This is a genomic window from Mucilaginibacter sp. FW306-07-L (assembly GCF_058782065.1).
Genome location: NZ_JBYSXI010000002.1, coordinates 1,070,942 through 1,093,979 on the forward strand (window position 1 = coordinate 1,070,942; position 23,038 = coordinate 1,093,979).

Here is a 23,038-nt window from a genome sequence, read left to right on the forward strand (position 1 = left end):
GCTTTTAGCTCACTATAATTAAATGGCCCATTTTGATAAAATAAGCAATTTTAACAAAGCTATTGGTATAAAAGCACCAGAGCATCCTTTGTTCAGCATCTCTTACGGCACTAAGGAATCTTGCGGAGGCGCTGACATTGAGTTTACCACGAGTTTTTATATCATCTCTTTGCAAAAGTTCCGATCAGGAAGCATGCAATACGGTAAAACCGTGTATGATCATGACCATGGTAAGTTGTGCTTTATAAAACCCCGGCAAATCGTCGCTTTTAACAATATCAGGTTACTTGAGGATTGCTTTTTGATTTTAGTGCATGAAGATTTTCTGTCGGGCACGGTAATGCATAACGAAATTAAAAAGTATGGCTATTTTGATTACGAAGCGAACGAGGCACTGCATGTTTCTCCAAGCGAAGAACAAATGATCTGGACCCTGATTTTAAATATGGATAAAGAGTTGCAGAACAATACAGATGATTATAGTAAGCCAATTATATTAAGCCAACTTGATACCCTTTTAAAGTATGCGCAGCGCTTTTATAAGCGGCAGTTTATTAATCGCGCCAAACTAACCGGAGCCCTTACCACCCGTTTTCATGATATATTAAGGGCGCATTTTGAAAATAAAAACAATAATGATCTCAGCCTGCCTACGGTAAGCTATATGGCCGAAAAACTAAACCTGTCATCCAGATACCTTAGCGATCTGCTTAAACAGGAAACAGGTAAAACCGCCCTGGAGCTCATACACCTTTTTGTAATTACAGAGGCCAAGAACTTACTTTTAGAAGGCAAAATGAACGTTGCCCAGATATCCTTCGCTTTAGGTTTTGAAAATCCCACTTATTTCTCGCGCCTTTTCCGTAAGGAGGTTGGCATTGCCCCTAACAGCTTCCGTGGCCAGCAATTAAATTAGCACTATTCCCCCATCCCAAACGCCGCACTACCAGATATACTGTTAAACCCCGCAAAATAATCCATTTTAAGGATCATAAATAAAGGAGAATTTTAATAAACAAACGTTTATTAAGGCAAAAAATAAGGGCAAACAGATTAAGAATCTATTTGCCCTTCAAGTAGCGGGGAGCAGGATCGAACTGCCGACCTTAGGGTTATGAATCCTACGCTCTAACCATCTGAGCTACCCCGCCGGATATTTAATTGTGTGCCTTTGTAAAAAGGTTTGCAAATATAGCAGAAAATAGTTTCCTTTAGAAAAATTGTTCAACTTTTACTGCCTGCACCTTATAATGCTGTGCTACAACCCTGATTATGCCCGAAAAGAAGAAATTCACCCTGGAATACGAGATTAAATCTTCTCCCAGAATTTTATATAGTTTTTTAAATGAGCCTAACGGCCTTGCACAATGGTTTGCTGATGATGTAAACGTGCGCGAGCAGATCTACACCTTTACCTGGGACGATGAACAGCAGCGCGCAAAACTGGTTAACGCCAAAGAGAACAAGCTGGTGCGCTTTAAATGGCTTGATGATGAACCTTACTATTTTGAACTTGAAGTAGTACAGGATGAATTGACCAACGATGTTGCCCTGGCTATTACCGATTTTGCGACTGAAGAGACTATTGCCGAACGCCGCCTGATATGGGACAACCAGATAGATTACCTCATCAGCGTATTGGGGGCTTAAACAACAGGCTGTAATATACTACTTACCTTATTATAACGTTTACTTTGCACAACAGGCACAGGTATGCCCGCCTGCGGAATTTAATTTCCTTATTTTTGCAGCGTGAAAAAAATACATCTTTTATTACTTAAATCATTCATCAGGCCGTTCATCGTAACATTCCTTATCGTAATGTTTGTGCTGCTGATGCTTTTTTTATTTAAGTATATTGATGATTTAGTAGGCAAGGGCTTTGAGTGGTACATTATTGCCGAACTGATGATGTATGCCTCGGCTACCAATGTGGCCATGGCACTCCCACTGTCGGTACTGCTCTCCTCTATCATGACGTATGGTGCCCTTGGCGAAAACTACGAGCTGGTGGCCATTAAATCCGCCGGTATATCATTACGCCGGGCTATGTCGCCTATGTTAATTGTGGTGGCTATACTGGCCGTAAGCGCGTTTATATTTTCTGATTATATGCTGCCGGTAGCCAACCTCAAATACTACTCGCTGCTATATGATGTTCGCCAGCAAAAATCCGCCAAGTTATTGCCCGAGGGAGTATTTACTAACAACTTTCCGGGTGCTGCTATACGGGTAATGCGCAAGGGTAAAGATGGGCAAACCTTGCATGATATCATCATCTACAAAAAGGACGAACAAACTAATAATACCAGTATTATGCTGGCCAAAGAAGGCAGCATGTACCGTACTCCTGGCGATAAATTTTTAGTACTTAAACTAAAGGACGGCATCAGCTATGATGAAAAAAGGTCAGATGGTGGCTTTGACCCTCGGCAGGTATTTATCAGGGAACGCTTTAAGGAAACGGAGATCAAACTGGACATGTCCAGTTTCGCTATAAAGCGCACCAACCAGGATGAGTTCCGTTCAGCCTTTGTGATGATGAACCTGAAGCAACTGCGCCATTACCGGGATTCGACAGAAAAGCAGATGGACAGCACGGTTACGCAAACTTTCCAAATGGTATCACCCTATGTAAAGTACTTCAACCTGCCCAAAAAATCGGGCTCGGTAAAGCAATACATCACGCCTAAAAATAATGATATTATGTACGGGCTCGATATTAACGAGCGGATCAGTACCGTATCCGCCGCCATGAGTGAAGTGCGATCCATTCAGGATATGATCAAACAACGCGAAACCAGCTCGAAAGAAACCATGAAGAGTATTCGCCGGTCAGTTGTTGAGTATCAAAAAAAGTTCACCCTCTCTGTGGCCTGCCTGGTGCTGTTCCTGATCGGAGCACCGCTTGGGGCTATCATCCGTAAGGGCGGCTTGGGTATGCCTGTGGTTATATCGGTAGTCTTCTTTTTACTGTACCACATTATATCAACCATTGGCGAAAAGGGCGTAAAGGATGGTGCCATCCCGCCATTCATTGGTATGTGGATCGCTATTTTCGTACTTTCACCGGTGGGCATATTCCTGTCATACAAAGCAGCTACGGACTCAGCCTTGTTTGATATGGAATTATACAAACGCTTTTTTAACCGCCTGTTCAAGCGCAAAGCAGCCTGATACATCCCCAAGGGATATTTTACACAACACCGACCCTAATAGCCCGCCCTTTAACGTAACTTTGTTACTGTAGTACACTGAATTGTATAATATAACATGCTTAACACCATACCCGAAGCTATTGAGGCCCTTAAAAACGGTGAAATAATTATAGTTGTTGATGACGAGGACAGGGAAAACGAAGGCGATTTTTTAACCGCCGCCCGCAACGCTACGCCCGAGGCTATTAACTTTATGGCACGTTATGGCCGCGGCCTGATCTGCGCTCCTATTACTTTGGAACGCGCGCAGGAGTTGGAGCTGGACCTGATGGTAACACGTAACACTACCTCGCACGAAACTAACTTTACCGTATCGGTTGATTTGCTTGGCCATGGTTGTACTACGGGTATATCAGCATCTGACCGTTCAAAAACCTGCCTTGCCCTTATTGATCCAACCATTAAGGCTGCTGATCTGGGCCGGCCGGGACACATATTCCCGCTGATTGCTAAGGATGGCGGCGTACTGCGCCGGTCAGGCCATACCGAAGCTACGGTTGACCTGGCCGTAATGGCGGGTTTTGAGCCCGCCGGTGTAATTTGCGAGATCATGAACGAGGATGGCGAAATGGCCCGCCTGCCTGATCTGTTAAAGATCGCTGAAGATTTTAAACTTAAAATCATATCGATAAAAGACCTGATCGCCTATCGCCTCAGTACCGAAACATTGGTGACTAAGGAAATAGCCGTTAAAATGCCCACCCAATGGGGCGATTTTGATATGATAGCCTACACACAGGTTGATACCGGCGAAAACCACATGGCGCTGATTAAAGGTACCTGGGAACCCGGCGAACCGGTATTGGTACGCGTGCACAGTTCATGCGTAACCGGCGATATATTCGGCTCGTGCCGGTGCGATTGCGGCCCGCAGTTACACAAAGCGATGGAGATGATAGAGCGCGAAGGTAAAGGCGCTATTGTGTACATGAACCAGGAAGGCCGCGGCATCGGGCTGATCAACAAACTTAAAGCCTACCACTTGCAGGAAAACGGGCTTGATACTGTTGAAGCCAATCTTGAGCTTGGCTTTAAAATGGACCATCGCGATTATGGCATCGGCGCGCAAATTATCCGCAGCCTGGGTATTACCAAAATGCGCCTGATGAGCAACAACCCTAAAAAACGCGCCGGGTTAATTGGCTACGGGCTGGAAGTGGTTGAAAATGTACCTATTGAGATACCTGCCAACAAACATAACGAACATTACTTGCGCACCAAAAGAGATAAAATGGATCACGCTATTATGCGCGATCATTAATCATCGTCATCATCCTTTAGTTTATAATTTACCGCGGGCGTTGGCGATTGTGCCGGTGTTGGATTTATCGGGTTTGGCGTTGTAGGCGCCGTACTGCGCCTTCCGCGCCTAAATATATTACGCAGAAACTCGCCCAGGCTGTCAAAATCTCGCTGATAAACCAAACCAATACCGTTTACATACTGCACATCCAACGGGTTAAAGGTACTTAACGCGGTACCACTTAATACCCTGTACGAGTAACGGGCCGTTAAGTTGCCATCCTTACGGATGCGGTACAAGGCCTCGAAATCCTTTGTCAGATTACTAAAGTTGGCGTTGAACAGGTTAGTATTGTTATAAAACAGGTTATTACTGCCTGTATTGGTGAATAGACTACCGTTCAGTATCAGCCTGTCGTTAAACAAGCGGATAGAGGCACTCGCCTCATTGAACGAGCGGATATTTAAATCGATATTCTTGATATTTGATTGCGCGATAAAGCTATTCAACTGGTTAAAGGCGAACTCGCTTACCGCATCGCTGGCGGTGCTTAATACCTGCTCGTTAAGGTTACCCCCTCCTGTACCTGCCGTAAAGTTACGACGTACAATAATACTTAGTGCCTGCTGGCTGCGGTTGGTATTGTCTGACAGGTAAGTGGCTACATCCTCCTTAATAGTAGGTTCCGTAGGGAAGGTAAAGTCAAAATCAATAGTTGGCAGTATCAGCGATTTAGTAAGCAGCAACTGCGCCTGCACCAATACCTGCTGGTTACCGCGCGGCGATGTAAAGCCAGCCGCGGTATATAATGGCGCTATGTTGGTACGCACCTCATAAATGGCATTCAGGTTTATCTCGGCATTAGCCGGATCACCCGTCCAGCGGATGGTACCGCCCTGGTTCACCTGGAAATTTTTACTGATAAAGTTTTTGGCCGTAAACTCAAACTTACCCGATGAGATCAGGAAGTCACCGAACATCTCAAAATCACCCAAGCTATTAATGTTCAGTTTTAAGTTACGGGTTATCCCGCTGCCTTCAAGCTTACCGTAATCGGTTACAATTTTTACCGTGGTACCTTCGTCGGCACTCAAATCAAAGTTAAGCGTAACACCGTTAAACTTTTTAGATAGATCTTCGGCGGCCTGCTTAGTGGTATCGGTATGGCTTACAAACCGTATAAAATCATAATCGCTGGCGGTAGATGAAGCATTAAGCGGAATATTAAACACCGTACCGGTTTGTGTGGCGGCCTTAATATCTATCTTCATGTTATCAATAGGCCCGGTAAAGCTAAAATCGCCGCTACCGTAAGCCGTACCGTAATACAGGTGATTATCCTTAAAGGTAGTGTTAAGTGCCAGCAGGTTAGTGGCCTCTATTTTTATATCGAGCGTTGGGTTTGAAATATTGTTGAGATCAACCGAACCGTTTACGATACCTTGTCCCTTCTTGTTATCTTTCAGCACCAACTTATTGATCTTGATCACACTGTTTTCCACCTCTAAACGGTCGCTCAGGGTATATGGTGTTTTAAGGTAGTTAACCGTGATGCCGGTATTATTCAGGGTAACAAAGCCGTTTAACTGCGGCTTTTGTAACGAGCCGGTAAGTTTAATGCTGGTTGATATGGTACCCTTAACATCCGACACCAGTTTATTGATGAACGGCGTAAAAATGATGGCCTCAGTCTGGTTCATGTTAATATCAAAATCCAGCGCGTTCTCATCATCCTTTAACAGAGAGTAAGCACCTTCAATATCCATGGTTTCTAAACCCCGGTTCAAAATATTCAGCCTGACGATTGCTTTTTTACGCTCGTTATCCAAGTTAGAGATGATTTTAACATTACCTACCTGGGTGGTGTTCATGGTCAGCGTATCAATATTCAGGTCGGCATCTATTCCGGGTGCTTTTAGTAGCGAACTTAATATCACCTCGCCATTTAATGCCCCGCCCAGGGCGATGCCCGATGGCTTGGTAAGTGGGTTCAGCGTGCTCATGCGGAACTGCTTAAACACCACGTTCAGCTTATCTTCCGTTTTGTCTGATATAAATCCGTCGATAGATACCATTTGCCCGCCGTTGCTCAACTCAAAGTTAGAGATCTGCGTTTTACCATCCAGCAGCCTGATGCGCACCTGCTCCTCCAGCTTCCACTGTTCGTGATCCAGGATAATGTCTGATGGCAGCAGTTTCAGCTTTGCGGTGGTATCCCGCCCGAATTCTACCAAACCATAAAGGTCGAGCTGGTTGGTCGCGTTCTTATCCGATAGTTTAATGTTAAAGTTCAGGCTATCCCGGTTTAAAAAGTTGGTGATGTTAACATCCTTTACATACAAACTATCGCTCAGGTCAACCTTACTTAATGATATGTTGGCGTTGAGGTACTGGGAGCCCGTGTTCTCGTCAATGATCAGATCGTGCAGAATGATCTTGTTATACTGTATGGTTTTGATGTACCCGGTAAGCGTTGCCGTTTGATCGGCAGAGTTGAATTTACCGATCAACGTACCCTGATCGGGTATTTTGAGGCCCGGCATAAAAACGGCCAGTAATGGGTCTACATCCTTCAGTTTAAAATTAAAATCAAAATCCTGCGATCTAAAGGTCTTGATATCCGTTTTTAAGGATGGGATGTATTTTTTAACGATGCTCTTAAAATAATCAGGCAGGGTTGACAGGCTATAGTTACCGGTTATGCTGCCATTAGCTATATCCGATTCAAACTGCAGCAAACGCTGCCTGCCGCTGCCGCTCGCCGCCAAATAAAGCGAATCAACCACATAATTAGTATGCGGATTAACCAGCCTTGTGCCCGATAGAAACAGGTTGCCTTTAATGTTATCCAAATTGGTGCCCGAAAAATCAGCATCAAGCGTGGTACTCACCGTAATGGTATCCTTCATCAGCTTTAGCTTATTCAGGTTGGCGTTAGTTATATCGGCCTTAAAATCATAAACCGGCAATTTCGGCTTCATGTCCACGCTGCCATCCAGCAATAGCTTAATGTTGGGATCGTTAATATTGACCACGCCATCTATAAACTTGCGCTTAAAAGTACCATTAATTGTTACATTATTATAAGTATAGCCTTTAAACTGAAAGGTTTTCAGCCTGGCGTTGGCTGCTATATTCAGGTTTTTTAAATCATCACCGCTGCCTTTTACCTGCGCAGTAAATGAGGTACGGCCTATAACATTATTATCAATCAGCGTACCCAGCGCGAACTGGTTGGTGGTTAGCTTACCGCTGTAGGAGGGTATGCCGTTCTTACCTATTTTCAGGTTTATATCGGTATCAAACCTGCCCAGTTTGGTTTTAAAAGTGCCGTAAGCCACAAAATCATTTTGCAAGCCGCTAAAATTACCGCTAAAATTCACGTTACCAAACTTGCCTACAATGGCCGGTATTATTTGCTTGGTGCTGCCCGTAAAGCGCTTCACCAAATAATCCAGATCCTTTTTATTGGTGGCTATCTGCTCAATATCCATTTCCATAAAGGTGTTCTCCCAATCGGGTAAACCCTTCATCCTGAAATTGCCTTTAACATAGGTGCTTTGCCCGGCAGTTACCAGTAAATTGGTAGCCCGCAGGTTATCAACCTTACCACGTATACGCCCGTTCACGCCCAGTTCAAACTGTGCTTTATCCAAACTGCTGGTAAAATAAGCTACATCTTTTGATGAGAGATGCGCATTCTTAAAATCAGCATCCATGCTTACACGGCGCTCAAAATCGCTAAAGTCATCAAAGGAGTTAAAGCTCATCTTAAAATGATCGCGCAGGGATGAATTAGGCGTTTGCAGAAAAAGCTGCTGTAGCAAAATCTGGTTGGTATCAACCGTGGTTTTAGCGGTCAGGTTTTTTAAATAAAAACCACTCTTCTCTTTAAAAGTAAGTTTGTATACCGATGCCTTGAACAGGTGATTCTTTAAATCAAGGTTGCGCACCACGGTGCTGAACGCGCGTACATCCACATCATCAAAATTAACACCTTTTACCAGCGTGTCACGCAATTGGTTTTTATACCTGAAACGCAGGTTATTAATGCCGATACGCTCAAAATTAAGCGTCCACGGCTTACTTGCTTTTTTGGTGGTATCGCCCGAACTGAAATAATCAATGATGAACTGCAGGTTGGTTGTGCTGTCGCGTTGTTTTTTGAGATAAAACGAGCCGTTATCCAACTGTACCGAGGTAAAATCAATATACCGCTGCTTAATGCTGTTAAATATGGAAAAGCCATTGATCTCAACGGTAAGCTTTGGTGTACTTAAAAGGGTGTCTTTTTGTTTATCCAGCACATAAAGCCCTTCCAATACTACAGACGAGAATGGTTTGATATAAAGGCTTTTTATATCAACTTTTGTATTTAATTCTTTAGACAGGTAAGCAGTGGCCTTTTTTGCAGCCCACGTTTGTACAGGTTTGTATTGAAAAGCCAACAACAGTATGCTAATCATCAATACCAACAGCAATACTATGCTTAGCGTTATTTTGAGTACTTTTTTAATAACTTTGCTTTTTAAAAGATAATTGTGCCTGTAATTTTAGCCATAGAATCCTCGTGCGATGAAACCTCGGCAGCGGTATGCGCCGATGGTAACATCCTAAGCAATATTATTGCCAATCAAACCATACATGAAGCTTACGGCGGCGTTGTGCCTGAGCTTGCTTCGCGTGTGCATCAGCAAAATATTGTTCCCGCTGTTCAACAGGCATTATTAAACGCAAAAGTAAGCAAAAATGATATTGATGCGGTGGCTTTTACACGCGGCCCCGGACTTTTAGGCTCACTTTTAGTCGGTGTATCATTCGCCAAGGCCTTCGCGCTGGCAAAAAACATCCCGCTGATAGAGGTTAACCACATGCAGGCGCATGTTTTGGCTCATTTTATTGGCGATCATCAACCGGCATTCCCCTTTCTTTGCCTCACCGTTTCGGGCGGGCATACGCAAATTGTGCTGGTAAAGGATTATTTTGATATGGAGATTATCGGCCAAACGCTTGACGATGCCGCCGGTGAAGCCATGGATAAAACCAGCAAGATATTAGGCCTGCCCTACCCGGGTGGCCCGCTGATCGACAAACACGCCCGCAGCGGTAACCCCGATGCTTATAAATTCCCTGAGCCGCAGATACCGGGTTTTGATTTTAGCTTTAGCGGGTTAAAAACTTCTATCCTGTACTTCATCAAGGATAATGTTGCGGCTAACCCGAATTTTATTGAGGAAAACCTGAACGATATATGCGCCTCGGTTGAAAAGCGTATCGCTACTATTCTATTGAACAAGCTGCGCAAAGCAGCCGAACAGTATGGCATTACCGATGTAGCGCTGGCAGGTGGTGTATCCGCCAATACTGGTTTACGCCAAGGCTTGCAGCAGTTGGGCGAAAAACTGGGCTGGCGTACCTTTATCCCCAAAATGGAATATTGCACCGATAATGCCGCCATGATAGCCATTGCCGGTTACCATAAATACCTGAAAGGCGAATTTATTGGCCAGGATGTAGCGCCATTGGCACGGATGCCGTTCTAAGGAAGTCCGGAAGTCGGAAAGACCGAAAGTCAGGAAGAAGAAAATACTCGTGTGGCATAAGTCTTAAGCGCACATTCTTCATCAACTTTCTGACATCCGGTCTCTCGGACTTGCGGACTAAAAAAAATCTATATTTGCAAACACTTCCGGGACTTTCCGGACTCAATAAAAGATCATGAGTTTTCCTTCCCTTATATTTTGGCTGATATTTGTTATACCACTGGTTGCTTTATTAGTATGGGTTATGCGCCAGGACAAACGCCGCGGCGTTGCCGGTTTGCTGATACTGCTTGTTATAGTAGCCGTTGGTGTGATTTATATGTACTTAAAAACCGGCGGACAGTAATGTCATTGGGTAACAAGAAGCTTAATCAAACGCTTAGAACCTTAGTAAATATTGATCTTGGCACTCCTGAGCCTGGCGAGAGCTACCTGGTTACTCGTTGTAAGGAGCTTGCTAATAAACCTATTGGACAATTCTCAATTGAGGATCTGCGTATAATGATCGGTCAGAATATTGGAAATGAACACCTTGTTCAACTTGCTTTAGAAATATTGGAAAATGATGTTCTTGCTGAGGGTGACTTTTATCCGGGTGATCTTCTGCAATCGGTACTCCATATAGAAAAGAAATTCTGGATAAAAAACCCTGATCATTTTAGCAGAATAACTCAAATCATCAATACCCACTATGAAACTGTAAAAGATGCAGGCATTAAGCTTGGCAATTTTGATCGCCTCAGCTAATGCTTAACACTATTTTCAGCCTTTCATAAAGCTGCCGCCAATCATTCAAAGGCTCATTTATTCCGGCTTGCTTCGCGATAGTGCTTAATACTTCTTCTGTTGAATAGCCCTGCTCAAGCATATATTTTATAGAGGTAGCGCCTGCCGATTTTGACAATTTGGTGCCATCGCTACCTAACAATAATGGGTGATGATAAAAAGTAAAGTTGCTAAACGGCAAGCCCAATATTTGCGCTAAATATAATTGCGCCAAAGTGGATGGCCATAAGTCCTGCCCGCGGATAATCAGGTCAACACCAAAAAGCACATCATCTATCACTGATGATAGCTGGTATGCCGGGTAGCCGTCTTTTTTTCGTACTACAAAGTCAGTCATTTCGGCAGGTAGCTGCTCGGTTATATATCCGGTCAGGGTTTTTACGCTGATGGTTGCCTCTTCGGTTTTTAAACGCCAGCTTACTCCGGGTGCATCCAACGGAATATTTTTATGGCGGCAGGTACCGGGATAAGCCGTTAATCCCTTTAGTTGCGACCGGCTGCAATTACAGGCGAACACCTGCCCGCTTTGCCGTAACTGCTCCAAAGCGGCATTGTATTTATCCAGCCTTAATACTTGCGACCAGCCATTATTAAACTCCTCCAGATCACGAGGCCCCTCCTGCCAGGAAATATCTAAAAAATGGAGCGTATCAAACACATCCTGCACGTAGCGGTCATCGGCACGGTCGCGGTCCATATCATCAATACGCAGCAAGGTAACGGCACCGGTTTCGGCAGCCAAACCGGCGGTTATAATAAATGATAACGCGTTGCCCACATGCAGGTAACCACTGGGTGTAGGTGCAATGCGTGTACAGTGAAAAACGGATGTTTTATCCATAAAAAAGCTATTCATCCAACCATAATTAACGGGGGGATGAATAGCTAATATAGTAATTTAAGCAAACCGTTATTTCAAACTGGCCAGCCTGCCGTAGATCTCGATCATGGCACCCTGATCAATCAATGCTTTTTCTTCACGCTTTCCTACCAGGTTACCTTCGCGCTCGGTGTTCCAAATGGCGTTGGCATCGTCAATAATAAATTGCAGGCGGGTTTTATCCTTCTCTACATTATACAATTCCATGTACCCGCGTATCAGCACAGCATTAAACCAGTAATTACCCGGCAAGCGGCCGTTACGGAAAAAATGCGCCTTTGAGGCGTCGGCAATACGCTTTGCTTCGGTGAGGTACTTTTTATCCTTAGTGATGGTATACAACAACACATTGGCCTGCAACATGGTACCGGAGTTATAAGTGTAAGTCGCCTTATCCACATTTAACGATAGTATCTTGATGTTATCATAAAACACACCCGATGGTGCCTGCAGGTTCTTGTTGGTCCAGTTGTAGATCAGCAACGCCGTGTCCAGGTATTTTTTCTCCTTGGTGATCTTGTACAGTTGCAAGGCGATGAGTACCGCAGGACCGTTTGAGCAGGTATTCTTGGTAGTACGTTCATCTTCTTTCCAGTACAAACCGCCGCCGGCCTTATCATCATAAGCCGTTAACTGAAAGCGGTGGATCAGTTTGCCCAGTTCCAGGTATTTTTTTTTATGGGTACGATTATAGGCATCCAAACCCGCGATGCCTATCCATTGGTTATCATCATAAAAGCGGGAATCCTTTTCATCGTGCACCACCATGGCCTGGTAACCCGGCGCAGGTGGCGTAGGGCGATAATACTTTTGGATGGCTGCTAAAACGCTATCGGTACGGTTCTTTTTCGGCTCCAGCTTATCCATCTCATCGGCACCCTGTACCAGCGCGCAAAGCGGCCACAGGTACGAGTGGCGCTTTTTTGATTCGGGTTTGGTATCCTCATAATACAAACCGGCTGCAGCATCATATAAATGCTGCTGCACACCGCTGTATAAAGCGTTGATACGTTGCTGATATTCGGCCTTGGTTTGCGCGCCCGCCTTAAAGGCAAACGCCGTACACAGGCCTATAGCTACTATTGTTCTTAATTTCATAGGCTGATGATTTGCGGTTAAGCCTGTAAAAGCTGCGGTTTGGTTTGATAGGTTTCCCACAGTAACTCACCAAACAAAGTATTCGCCCAGGCAAACCAGCTACGGGTAAACTTCTTCGGATTATCCTTGTGGAAGGTTTCGTGCATAAAGCCGGTGTCGCCATGCGTTCTTTTCAGCACCTGGATGCATTCCTTGATCTCGGCATCATCGCTGCTGGTAAGCGCGCGCATAATGATCGCCATCGGCCAAATCATATCCTTACCTACGTGCGGACCGCCAATACCTTCGGCGGCTGTACCTTTGTAGAAGAATGGGTTATCCAACGAAAGAATCATTTTACGGGTATTGATATAAATAGGATCAGTATTAGGCATCGCGCCTAAATACGGTAACGAAAGCAAGCTTGGCACGTTAGCATCATCCATCAGATTATAACTGCCATAGCCGTTTACCTCAAAAGCGTAAACCTTGCCGTAGGTAGGCACATCAATAACTGCATACTGTTTTAGGGCGGCATCCACTTCGGTAGCTAAAGCGGTTAGCTGCGTAGCCAGGGCGTCGTCTTTTGAAATTGTTTTTACCATTTCAGCCGCTTGCTTCAAACTGCTCACCGCGAAGAAGTTTGAAGGGATCAGGAACGAATAAACCGTAGCATCATCACTCGGCCTGAAGGCTGAGCAGATCAAACCCACCGGCTTAACCGGGTAACCGTAACCGCTCATGGGCACTGTATCGGTAGCAAACTGGGTAGTACGCTGAAAATGGTAAGGCCCGTCGCCGTTCTTGCGCTGCTGCTCTATAAATGTTTTCAGGATGGTTTCGATAGATTTTTTCCAGGTGGCATCAAACGGTTTGGTATCGCCGGTTAGCTTCCAGTACTGGTACGCCAGCCTGATGGGGTAACACAACGAGTCGATCTCCCATTTACGCTCGTGCAGACCGGGTTTCATATCGGTATGGTCGGTTTTCCACTCACCTACTTTTGCCGCGTCATTATAAAAAGCGTTGGCATAAGGGTCGCGCAGTACATTTGTTGCCTGGCGATTGATTACACCGGCAATCAGATCCTGCAAAGACTTGTCCTTTTTAATCAGGTTAAAATACGGCCAAACCTGCGCGCTGCTATCACGCAGCCACATGGCATCAATATCACCTGTAATTACATAAGTATCCGGGCGACCGTCCTTTTGTTTGTAAGTAACCGTAGTATCTAATGTATTCGGGAAGCAGTTTTCAAAAAGCCAGCCCAGCTCTTTATCTTTTACCTTTTGTTTAAACTCCTTAATAGCGGCTTCAACAGCCTTGCTGGTAAAGTTACGTTTGGCAGCGGCTACCCGTACAACCGGATAATCGGCCAGTGAGCCGGCAACTGATAGTTTGCTGGCCAGTACGCCGGCACCTAACATGGCAGTGCTGGCAATGAATTTTCTTCTTTCCATAGTTTAATTTATTCCAATACCGGGTTTATGGCCCGCTTAGTTAATTTAATATCCGGCATCAGCCTAACGGTTATGATGGGTGCTATTGTACACGCCTTAATCAACATAAACGTTTTAGCAAACTGCCAATACATTTTCATCATCAATATAGCGCATTGTAGCGCCGGTGAACGAAAAGCAGGTACAGAAACAGGTTACTAATTGGCTGGTTTAATTGTGCCGGGTTAAAACTAATGAAAATACACAGTTAAATGCAAACAAAAAAGCCCCTTTGCAGGGGCTTTTTTATGTAACAATAAGCTGTTACTTCTCATTATCTGTTAGTGAGTACGGTGCATCTGCCGCCCCTGTACCACGTGTTTTGTTGGGCTGTGCCGACATGTTGAAGTTAATAACACCGCCTTTTTGCAAAGCTGAGTGGCTTAACCAGTTATGCGTATATGGCTTGCCGTTAACTGTAACAGTATTAACATAACGGGTTGCCTTGTTGTTGTTAGCCGCATTGATGGTAACGGTTTTGCCGTTCTCCAGCTTTAAGGTAACTTTTTTAAATAATGGCGAACCAATAACATACTGATCAACCGCCGGACATACCGGGTAGAAACCCATTGCCGAGAACACATACCATGCTGATGTTTGGCCGTTATCCTCGTCACCGCAGTAACCATCCGGAGTTGGTTTGTATAGCTTGTCCATTACCTCGCGTACGTGGTACTGGCTCTTCCATGGCTCAGCGGCGTAGTTGTACAGGTAGGTCATGTGTTGTATAGGCTGGTTACCGTGCGCGTACTGGCCCATATTAACGATCTGCATTTCGCGGATCTCGTGGATCACGCTACCATAGTAGCTGTCATCAAACACCGGAGGCATAATGAACACCGAATCCAGCTTATTAGCGAATTGTTTGTTGCCGCCATACAGGTTAATTAAACCTTTAATATCATGGAAAACGCTCCAGGTATAGTGCCAGCTATTACCTTCGGTAAAGGCATCACCCCATTTAAGCGGACTGAACGGCGAAGCAAAAGTACCATCCTTCTTTTTTCCACGCATAAAACCGGTTGATTTATCGAACAGGTTACGGTAGTTACGGCTGCGTTTTTTATAGATACCGATCTCAGACTCCGGTTTGCCTAAAGCCTTGCCCAGGTTATAGATGGCAAAATCATCATAGGCATATTCTAATGTACGGGCAGCATTTTCGTTGATGTCTACATCGTAAGGCACATAACCTAAGTCATTATAATATTTAACACCACGACGGCCGATTGATGAGTTTTTGGCATCCTCGTTATTAGCGCCATGTATCACGGCATCCCAAAGGGTGTTAATATCATAACCACGGCCGCCTTTAATATAGGCATCAGCAACTATCGAGGCAGAGTTATTACCGATCATGATATCAGCATAACCCGGGCTTGACCACTCCGGCAGCCAGCCGCCCTCTTTATAATCGCTGATCAGGCCTTGCTGCATCTCTTTGTTGATAGATGGATAAACCAGGTTCAGGAATGGGTATAACGCCCTAAAGGTATCCCAAAAACCGGTACCCGCAAATTTGTAACCAGGCTCGATTTTGCCGGTGTGCGGGCTATAGTGAACTATTTTGTTATTCGCGTCAATCTCGTACAGTTTATTCGGGAAGAACAGCATACGATAAAGGCACGAGTAAAAAGTACGTTGCTGCTCATCGGTACCGCCTTCAACCGTTAAACGGCCAAGGGTTTTATTCCAGGTGGTATGAGCTTTTTCTTTAGTTTGATCAAAGCTGTCGCCTGCAAGCTCACGTTTCAGGTTCAAGTCAGCCTGCTCTATGCTCACAAATGAAGAGGCTACACGCATGTTTACTTTTTCGCCTTTAACCGTTTTAAAGCCGATAACGGCTAAAGCATGTTTATCATTAACTTCTAAGCCGTTGTTCTCTACTGTATCTTTATAAGTTTTAGCAACGGTAATTGGCTTATCAACATAAATAACAAAAAAGTTTTTAAAGTTTTTAAGCGGGCCGCGCGCGTATTTGGTTGAGTAACCTACTATCTTTTTTTGTTCAGGATATACCTTGATGTATGAACCACGATCCAGCGCGTCAATCACGATAAATGATTCGTCGCTTTTAGGGTAAGTAAAACGAAATTGCGCCGCGCGCTCGGTCGGGGTAATCTCGGTAGTTATATCATGATCGGCCAGGTAAACGCTATAGTAGTAAGGTTTGGCAACCTCGGCCTTGTGCGAGAACCAACTGGCCCTTGCATCCTCATGCACTTTGCCCGCGCCTACTACCGGCATAATGGCAAACTGCCCGTAATCATTCATCCATGGCGATGGCTGGTGGGTTTGCTTAAAGCCGCGTATTTTGTGGGCATCGTAAGTGTACATCCATCCGTCGCCCATTTTACCGGTTTGTGCCGACCAAAAGTTCATGCCCCAGGGCACAGCTACAGCCGGATAAGTATTACCATTCGACAGATCGTACTGCGAATCGCTACCCATCAGCGGGTTTACCAGGGCAGCCAGGTCAGCCTGCTGACCGTACGACCTGAAGATGATGGTCAATAAAAAAGTAATAGTTAATAATTTTTTCATTTGGTTGGTTTTGTATGGATTTTCCAAAGTTGCTAATATATGGCTTTTTGATTTTGCTAAAAGGTATTATCAAATTTTTTTAAGCCTGGTAATTTAACTGTCTACCTGGTTAATCGCCTAATAATAGCCCGGCTTTACAAAAAACGGCGCTACAGCTTTGCTGAGCCAGATTTATTTTAACTTATAGTACATAGCTGATGCTTTAACCGTAAAAATAATTTACAGGTATTGTAACACAATGGTTTGTAATACTGTCTTATTGACGGCTATTGCGTAACAATACTGTTAAAATTTGTTAAAAAAAGTTAATAGCCGATAGTTCCACTTTTATTACCTAAAAATTTAGTTATACTTGCTCAAACCTTTACTCTTTATATGAAGTACACAATTATGGCGCTTGTTATGCTACTGATAAGCAGCCTGTCGGTGTTTGCCCAAACACCTTCCCCTACCAACTACACGGCAAAAGGTATTGTTGCTGATACCGCATCCAATGTAAAGCTCGAAAACGCATCAGTAAGTATTCTCCAGGCTAAGGATTCGGTACTGGTTACGTACGCACGTGCCGCGCAGGATGGCTCATTCAACTTCCCTAAACTGGCGGCAGGCAGCTACATCCTGCTGGTGGCTTACCCTGAATATGCCGACTATGTGGAGCAATTTAAACTGGATGGCACCAAAACCGATTACAATTTCGGCACAGTGAAACTCAGCCTGAAATCGCGATTGTTACAGGAGGTAATGGTAAAAGGTACCGCGGCGCAGATCAAGATAAAGGGTGATACTACTGAGTATGATGCCAAAACCTATAACATACAACCCAACGCCAAGGTTGAAGACCTGCTGAAACAACTACAGGGTATACAGGTTGATAAGGACGGTAAAATAACCGCCCAGGGCGAAACCGTAAGCAAGGTACTGGTTGATGGCGAAGAATTTTTTGGCGATGACCCTACCCTGGTTACCAAAAACCTGCGTGCCGATATGGTTGACAAGGTGCAGCTTTATGATAAAAAAAGTGATCAGGCTACCTTTACCGGTATTGATGACGGGCAAAAAACCAAAACACTGAACATCAAACTTAAAGAGGATAAAAAAAGCGGCTCGTTTGGCAAAGCGCAGGCAGCCGTAGGTACACGCGGTTTTAACCAAACCGAACTGATGTTTAATACCTTTAAGGGCAAGCAAAAGTTTTCGGCCTATGGTACATTGAGTAACACCGGCAAAACCGGCTTAGGCTGGGGCGATAGTGATAAGTACGGCGGCGGATCAGACAATGTTACTTATGGTGATGATGGCAGCGTATCCATCTTTTTCAGCGGTGGCGGTGATGATCTGGACTCATTTGACGGACGTTACAGTGGCCAAGGCCTGCCAACAGCCCGTACCGGTGGTTTGCACTATGATACCAAGTGGAATGAAGATAAGGAATCAGTAAACGCTAATTATAAAATAGGCTCTATAGAGGTTGAAGGAACCAACAACTCTGTTAACATAAACAACCTTTCGCCAACGCTTAGTCAAACCACGTTATCTGATCAGAAATTCGACAACTACCTGTTCAGGCAAAAACTTGATGGTACATATAACCTTAAAATAGATACTACATCAAACCTTAAACTAACTTTTGGCGGTACGTTAAAAGAAAGCGATAACCGCCAGAATTTTAATTCTGTCAGTCGCCGTAATGATACCTTACAGAATGACAACGTTCGTGAACTGACTACTGACGGCAGTCAGAAGCTGTTTAATGCATCTATATTCTACAACAAAAAATTAAAGAAAAAGGGACGTACTTTCTCTGTAAACATAGCCCCGTCAGTAACCCGTAACAATGCCGACGGTTTTCTGAAATCAACCATCAATTATTACGATAGAACCGGTACACTCGACAGTACAACCAATATTGATCAGTTTAAAGTGAACGATCTGGAAAGTGTCGTATTAAATTCAAACATTACCTACACAGAACCTATCACCAAAGATTTTTCTGTTGTGCTGAACTATGGTGTAAATATTAATAACGCCACTGCCGACAGGCGCACATTTGAACAAACACTTGGTAACGGCAGTTACAACCGCCAGATAGATTCATTGAGCAGTGATTTTAAACTCAACCAGCTCTCTAACCAGGCAGGTGCCGTATTCAATTACAAAAAAGGAAAAACTACATTAAATTTTGGTACAAGGGCGGCCATAGTAAACTTTCAGCAGGTTAACCGTATAAACAATATGCGGTTTGACAGAAACTTTACCAACTGGTTTCCGCAGGCTACCTGGCAGTACCGTTTCTCGCAACAAAAATCATTCAGGTTATCATACAACGGTAATACCACCCAGCCAACAATTGATCAGGTACAACCCATCCGCATTAATAACGACCCTTTGAACATCACCCTGGGTAACCCGGATCTGGATCCTTCATTCACCCACCGCTTTAACTTTAGCGCCAACTCATATAAAGTACTGGCTGATGAATGGATGAATTTGTACGGATCGTACTCATTCACCACCAACCCGATAGTTACCAATGTATTTACCGATACCATTACCGGCAGAAGCGTTATTCAATCTTTTAACCTGCCTAACCGTAAAACCAATAATTTTTATGGCGGGCTTTGGTATAACCGTAAAATATTCTGGGGCTTTAGTGCCGGCTTAAACGGTAACATTAACGGCAATACCTTTTATAATATGGTGAATAACCAGGAGAACCGCACCAAGGCTTACTCTTATTCATTAGGGCTATCGTTGTCAAAGTACGCAACTAAAAAGTACGATGTAAGGGTTGATTTCCGTCCGTCATACAACACCAACGAAACCTCGTTAAATCCGGAACGTAACAGTAACGGCAGGGCTTATAATTTGTCGGGCGGATTTAATGTTTACCTGCCCTTCAAATTCCAGATCGGGTCGGATATTGAGCATGAGTACCAGGCAGCCACACAAACATTTGCCGAGCCATTCCGCCGTACCATCTGGAATGCCTCAGTGACAAAAACCTTTATGAAACAGGATAACCTGAAACTATCAGCAACAGTAAACGATTTGTTGAACCAAAACACCGGGTTTAGCCGCAGCGCTAACAATAACGTTATCTACCAAAATAGTTACACCACCATACGCCGCTACTTTATGTTCTCCATATCTTATGATTTTAACCACATGGGCGGTGGCGTTGCCAAAAACTAATATCACCAATGAAAACGATATACAAAAAACTCACAACGGTAGCATTACTCTTAACCTTAGGCCTGAGTGGTGCAATAGCGCAAAATAAGCACTTTACTAAATCAGGCATTATTGAGTTTGAAAAATCAGCCAATATGTATGCCTTGATGCGTAAGGAAATAAACAGGGAAAACGAAACATTCATGACCAACATGTATGATGCTTATAAAAAAAATAACCCCCAGTTTAAAAAACTAAAGAGCACTTTAACCTTTGGCGATAATAAAACGGTGTTTACTCCTATCCCCGAAGAGAACAACCCGCAATATTGGGGCAACCGCGCTATTGTAGGGCAAAACAACACCATATTTACTGACCTGAGCACCAATAAAACCGTTGCGCAGAAAAAGGTATTTGAGGAAACTTTTTTGTTGAAAGACAGTACCCGGCAGATAAAATGGAAGATAACCAGCGAAACCCGTAACATAGCCGGTTATGAATGCCGCCGTGCCAACGCTTTGGTTTTAGATTCTATTTACGTGGTAGCTTTTTATACCGATGAGATAGCGGTATCAGGCGGCCCTGAATCATTCAGCGGTTTACCCGGTATGATATTGGGTGTGGCTTTACCGCATGATAATGTTACCTGGTTTGCTACCAAAGTAACCGATACGAGTGTACCGGCTGCATCATTAAACCCACCCGCTAAGGGCAAAGCTACAGACCGTAAAACGTTTGTAAACACCGTAAAAAACGCGATGAAAGATTGGGGCGAATATGCCCAGGGCGTACTTAAAGCGGTAATGCTGTAAGAAAATTATTTATATTCAATCTTAATAAAGATATTTTTCGCATTTTTGTCATTCAATTGTACTTGGAATGGCAGCGAAAAAAGGCTTTAAATTTTGGACAGGAAGACTTCACCTTTGGCTCGGCCTTGCGTCGGGCCTTTTGGTTTGTTTTTTGGGCATAACCGGTTGTATATTGGCTTTTGAGCGTGAGATTGAAAGCGTCACCCAGCCTTACCGCTTCGCCGCTGTACAAAATAAACCGGTACTGCCGCCATCAAAATTACGTGAGATAGCTAATAAGCAATACCCGGGTAAAGAGCCGCATAGTATCAACTACGAACCCGGAAAAGCAGCCATGGCGGTTTATTACGGGTATGAGCCATCCTATTACCTGATCGTGTTCATGAATCCTTACACCGGAGAGGTACTCAAAACCAAGGACATGAACCAGGATTTTTTCCGGATAGTGATTGACGGGCACTTTTACCTTTGGCTCCCACCTAAAATCGGGCAGCCAATTGTAGCTACCGGTACCTTGATCTTTTTGTTCCTGCTTATATCAGGCATCGTATTGTGGTGGCCCAAAAACAAAGCCGCTACAAAACAGCGTTTTAGCATTAAGTGGAATGCCAAGTGGCGCAGGGTTAATTACGATCTGCACAATGTGTTAGGGTTTTACATGAGTTGGGTGATCATTTTCATAGCCATAACCGGGCTGGTTTGGGGTTTTCAATGGTTTGCTAAATCAGTATATTGGGTGTCATCCGGAGGGAAATCACAAGTACAATTCACAGAGTCTGTATCTGATACTACCAAAATTCACTTAAAGGATAAAAACGCGCCGGCTACTGATATCCTTTGGGCACGAACTAATGATAGCCTTAAAAATTTTAAAGGGAGTGTAGATGTTCACTTTCCGGAAAACAACAAGGCTGCTATTGAGATCGCGATAAACCCGGATACTTACACTTACTGGAAATCTGACTATCATTTTTACGATCAGTACACGCTTAAAGAGATACCGGTTGAACATGCTTACGGCCGCCTAGCCAAAGCCAGCACTGCCGATAAAATTGCACGTATGAATTATGATATACACGTGGGTGCAATCGTGGGACTAACCGGTAAGATAGCCGCATTTTTTGGCAGCCTGATATGTGCCAGCATGCCCATAACGGGATTTATTATTTGGTGGGGGCGCCGCAAAAAAGCGAATAAACCCGGATCAATAAAGAAAACCGCCCGGCGATTGCAAATGGCCGAAGCTTAATCACTGCTACTACAGCCGCTACAGCCAGAATCCGAACAGCCACTATTACAGCCATTGCTATCATCTGAATAATGCGAATGGCTGGCTGTATGATTGGCATCATCCCAGGTGTTACCCCCGCATCCGGAAGTGCATCCCGAATCGCTGCCTTTATCATCATTTTTGAAAGGATAATTATTGCTATACACGGCAACTACAATAACAATTACGATCAGTGCCAAAACAGGTATGATGGTAAGTTCAGCGGCTTGTATAAACAAGCCTATCGCCAATAATGATAGAACATATAGTAAGTGATGCCTCATAAGAGCTGGTTTCCTGACCAGCCAATATTCGCCCAGGTTTATCCTTTGAAAATGAATATCTGTAAAGCACTGATCGCTGGTATGCCATATATCAGCCGGAGGGTTTGTATCGAAGTGTTGCTTATACAGATTATTTGAAAATTGATAATAACTTTTAAAGCGCTTGGCTTCTGTTACGCCTCCCTTAGTTGGGTGATGGTGTATTTGCCTTACGATCGTGTTTTGATAAAGATCTATCCAATAAGAACGCGTATAGGTTAAATGAAGATGCCATACCTGATCTATAGGATCAGACGGCGTAACTCCATCCGTACTAATACAACATAGAAAGATAAACTTTTTGTACTCATTTATAACACGCCGGGTGTAGGTTACTGACCATCCGTTTTCTCTTGCGAGCCTGTCAGAAAATTTGAATTTTGCATCAGGTTCATCTAAATTAAAGCCACCTATTTTCCCCCAAATTATAGTTTCTTCTGCCGTCATTATTGGTAAGGTTTACTGAACCAATATAGAAAGTATAATTGAATACAGTAACAACTTGAAAGCATTAAGCATTAACCTATTAGCCTATCCTTTAGAAGCTTTGAATGTTGATCGATGTAAGATTATCCTCAAAAAGTTTTTTAAACGCAAAAAAGCCCCTACTCATAGCTGAGTGGGGCTTTTAGAAGATTTGGCACCGACCTACTCTCCCACGTTTTACCGCAG

At 44.0% G+C, this 23,038-nt stretch carries 16 protein-coding genes and 1 tRNA gene; 10 read left to right on the top strand and 7 right to left on the bottom strand.

Features of this window, described 5'->3' with window-relative positions:
- The first annotated feature begins 22 nt into the window (after positions 1–22).
- On the top strand, positions 23–916 hold the full coding sequence (locus AC3WJC_RS14880; RefSeq protein ID WP_492399895.1) for a helix-turn-helix domain-containing protein: 894 nt from the start codon (positions 23–25) through the stop codon (positions 914–916).
- A 161-nt stretch (positions 917–1,077) separates the two neighbouring features.
- On the opposite strand, the gene AC3WJC_RS14885 is transcribed toward AC3WJC_RS14880, so the two are convergent.
- Positions 1,078–1,151 (bottom strand) — tRNA-Met (locus AC3WJC_RS14885).
- Positions 1,152–1,272: 121 nt separating this feature from the next.
- Between AC3WJC_RS14885 and AC3WJC_RS14890 the strand changes: the two genes are divergently transcribed.
- From AC3WJC_RS14890 to AC3WJC_RS14900, 3 genes are all read left to right on the top strand, one after another.
- Positions 1,273–1,650, top strand: coding sequence for an START-like domain-containing protein (locus tag AC3WJC_RS14890; RefSeq protein WP_492399896.1), 378 nt, complete (start codon positions 1,273–1,275; stop codon positions 1,648–1,650).
- 102 nt (positions 1,651–1,752) lie between these two features.
- Positions 1,753–3,177, top strand: coding sequence for an LptF/LptG family permease (locus AC3WJC_RS14895; RefSeq protein ID WP_492399897.1), 1,425 nt, complete (start codon positions 1,753–1,755; stop codon positions 3,175–3,177).
- 96 nt (positions 3,178–3,273) lie between these two features.
- On the top strand, positions 3,274–4,479 hold the full coding sequence (locus AC3WJC_RS14900) for a bifunctional 3,4-dihydroxy-2-butanone-4-phosphate synthase/GTP cyclohydrolase II (RefSeq protein WP_492399898.1): 1,206 nt from the start codon (positions 3,274–3,276) through the stop codon (positions 4,477–4,479).
- Here AC3WJC_RS14900 and AC3WJC_RS14905 read toward each other — a convergent pair.
- Entirely contained in the window at positions 4,476–8,927 is a 4,452-nt protein-coding gene (locus AC3WJC_RS14905; RefSeq protein WP_492399899.1) for a translocation/assembly module TamB domain-containing protein, read from the bottom strand. The two genes, AC3WJC_RS14900 and AC3WJC_RS14905, sit on opposite strands and share 4 nt — an antisense overlap.
- A gap of 75 nt (positions 8,928–9,002) precedes the next feature.
- On the opposite strand from AC3WJC_RS14905, the gene tsaD reads away from it, so the two are divergent.
- The 3 genes from tsaD (at position 9,003) to AC3WJC_RS14920 (ending at position 10,751) form a co-directional block, all read left to right on the top strand.
- A complete protein-coding gene (gene tsaD / locus AC3WJC_RS14910) occupies positions 9,003–10,004 on the top strand; it encodes a tRNA (adenosine(37)-N6)-threonylcarbamoyltransferase complex transferase subunit TsaD (RefSeq protein ID WP_492399900.1) in 1,002 nt (333 codons plus the stop codon).
- A 175-nt stretch (positions 10,005–10,179) separates the two neighbouring features.
- Positions 10,180–10,350 (top strand): hypothetical protein, encoded by a 171-nt coding sequence (locus AC3WJC_RS14915; RefSeq protein WP_492399901.1) that lies wholly within the window; start codon positions 10,180–10,182, stop codon positions 10,348–10,350.
- A complete protein-coding gene (locus tag AC3WJC_RS14920) occupies positions 10,350–10,751 on the top strand; it encodes a contact-dependent growth inhibition system immunity protein (protein ID WP_492399902.1) in 402 nt (133 codons plus the stop codon). Before AC3WJC_RS14915 ends, AC3WJC_RS14920 begins: the two co-directional genes overlap by 1 nt.
- On the opposite strand, the gene AC3WJC_RS14925 is transcribed toward AC3WJC_RS14920, so the two are convergent.
- From AC3WJC_RS14925 to AC3WJC_RS14940, 4 genes are all read right to left on the bottom strand, one after another.
- Positions 10,744–11,631, bottom strand: coding sequence for a glutamate--tRNA ligase family protein (locus tag AC3WJC_RS14925; RefSeq protein WP_492399903.1), 888 nt, complete (start codon positions 11,629–11,631; stop codon positions 10,744–10,746). The genes AC3WJC_RS14920 and AC3WJC_RS14925 overlap by 8 nt on opposite strands.
- A gap of 69 nt (positions 11,632–11,700) precedes the next feature.
- Positions 11,701–12,768, bottom strand: coding sequence for a glycoside hydrolase family 76 protein (locus AC3WJC_RS14930; protein ID WP_492399904.1), 1,068 nt, complete (start codon positions 12,766–12,768; stop codon positions 11,701–11,703).
- A 17-nt stretch (positions 12,769–12,785) separates the two neighbouring features.
- Complete coding sequence (locus AC3WJC_RS14935; RefSeq protein WP_492399905.1) at positions 12,786–14,207, bottom strand: glycoside hydrolase family 125 protein; 1,422 nt, start codon at positions 14,205–14,207, stop codon at positions 12,786–12,788.
- A gap of 303 nt (positions 14,208–14,510) precedes the next feature.
- On the bottom strand, positions 14,511–16,790 hold the full coding sequence (locus tag AC3WJC_RS14940) for a GH92 family glycosyl hydrolase (RefSeq protein ID WP_492399906.1): 2,280 nt from the start codon (positions 16,788–16,790) through the stop codon (positions 14,511–14,513).
- 375 nt (positions 16,791–17,165) lie between these two features.
- On the opposite strand from AC3WJC_RS14940, the gene AC3WJC_RS14945 reads away from it, so the two are divergent.
- The 3 genes from AC3WJC_RS14945 (at position 17,166) to AC3WJC_RS14955 (ending at position 22,022) form a co-directional block, all read left to right on the top strand.
- Entirely contained in the window at positions 17,166–19,982 is a 2,817-nt protein-coding gene (locus AC3WJC_RS14945; protein ID WP_492399907.1) for an outer membrane beta-barrel family protein, read from the top strand.
- 8 nt (positions 19,983–19,990) lie between these two features.
- Positions 19,991–20,773: a GLPGLI family protein gene (locus AC3WJC_RS14950; protein WP_492399908.1), complete on the top strand. Its 783-nt coding sequence runs from the start codon at positions 19,991–19,993 to the stop codon at positions 20,771–20,773.
- A 67-nt stretch (positions 20,774–20,840) separates the two neighbouring features.
- On the top strand, positions 20,841–22,022 hold the full coding sequence (locus AC3WJC_RS14955; RefSeq protein ID WP_492399909.1) for a PepSY-associated TM helix domain-containing protein: 1,182 nt from the start codon (positions 20,841–20,843) through the stop codon (positions 22,020–22,022).
- Here AC3WJC_RS14955 and AC3WJC_RS14960 read toward each other — a convergent pair.
- Positions 22,019–22,813 (bottom strand): glycine-rich domain-containing protein, encoded by a 795-nt coding sequence (locus AC3WJC_RS14960; RefSeq protein ID WP_492399910.1) that lies wholly within the window; start codon positions 22,811–22,813, stop codon positions 22,019–22,021. The two genes, AC3WJC_RS14955 and AC3WJC_RS14960, sit on opposite strands and share 4 nt — an antisense overlap.
- Positions 22,814–23,038 lie beyond the last annotated feature (225 nt).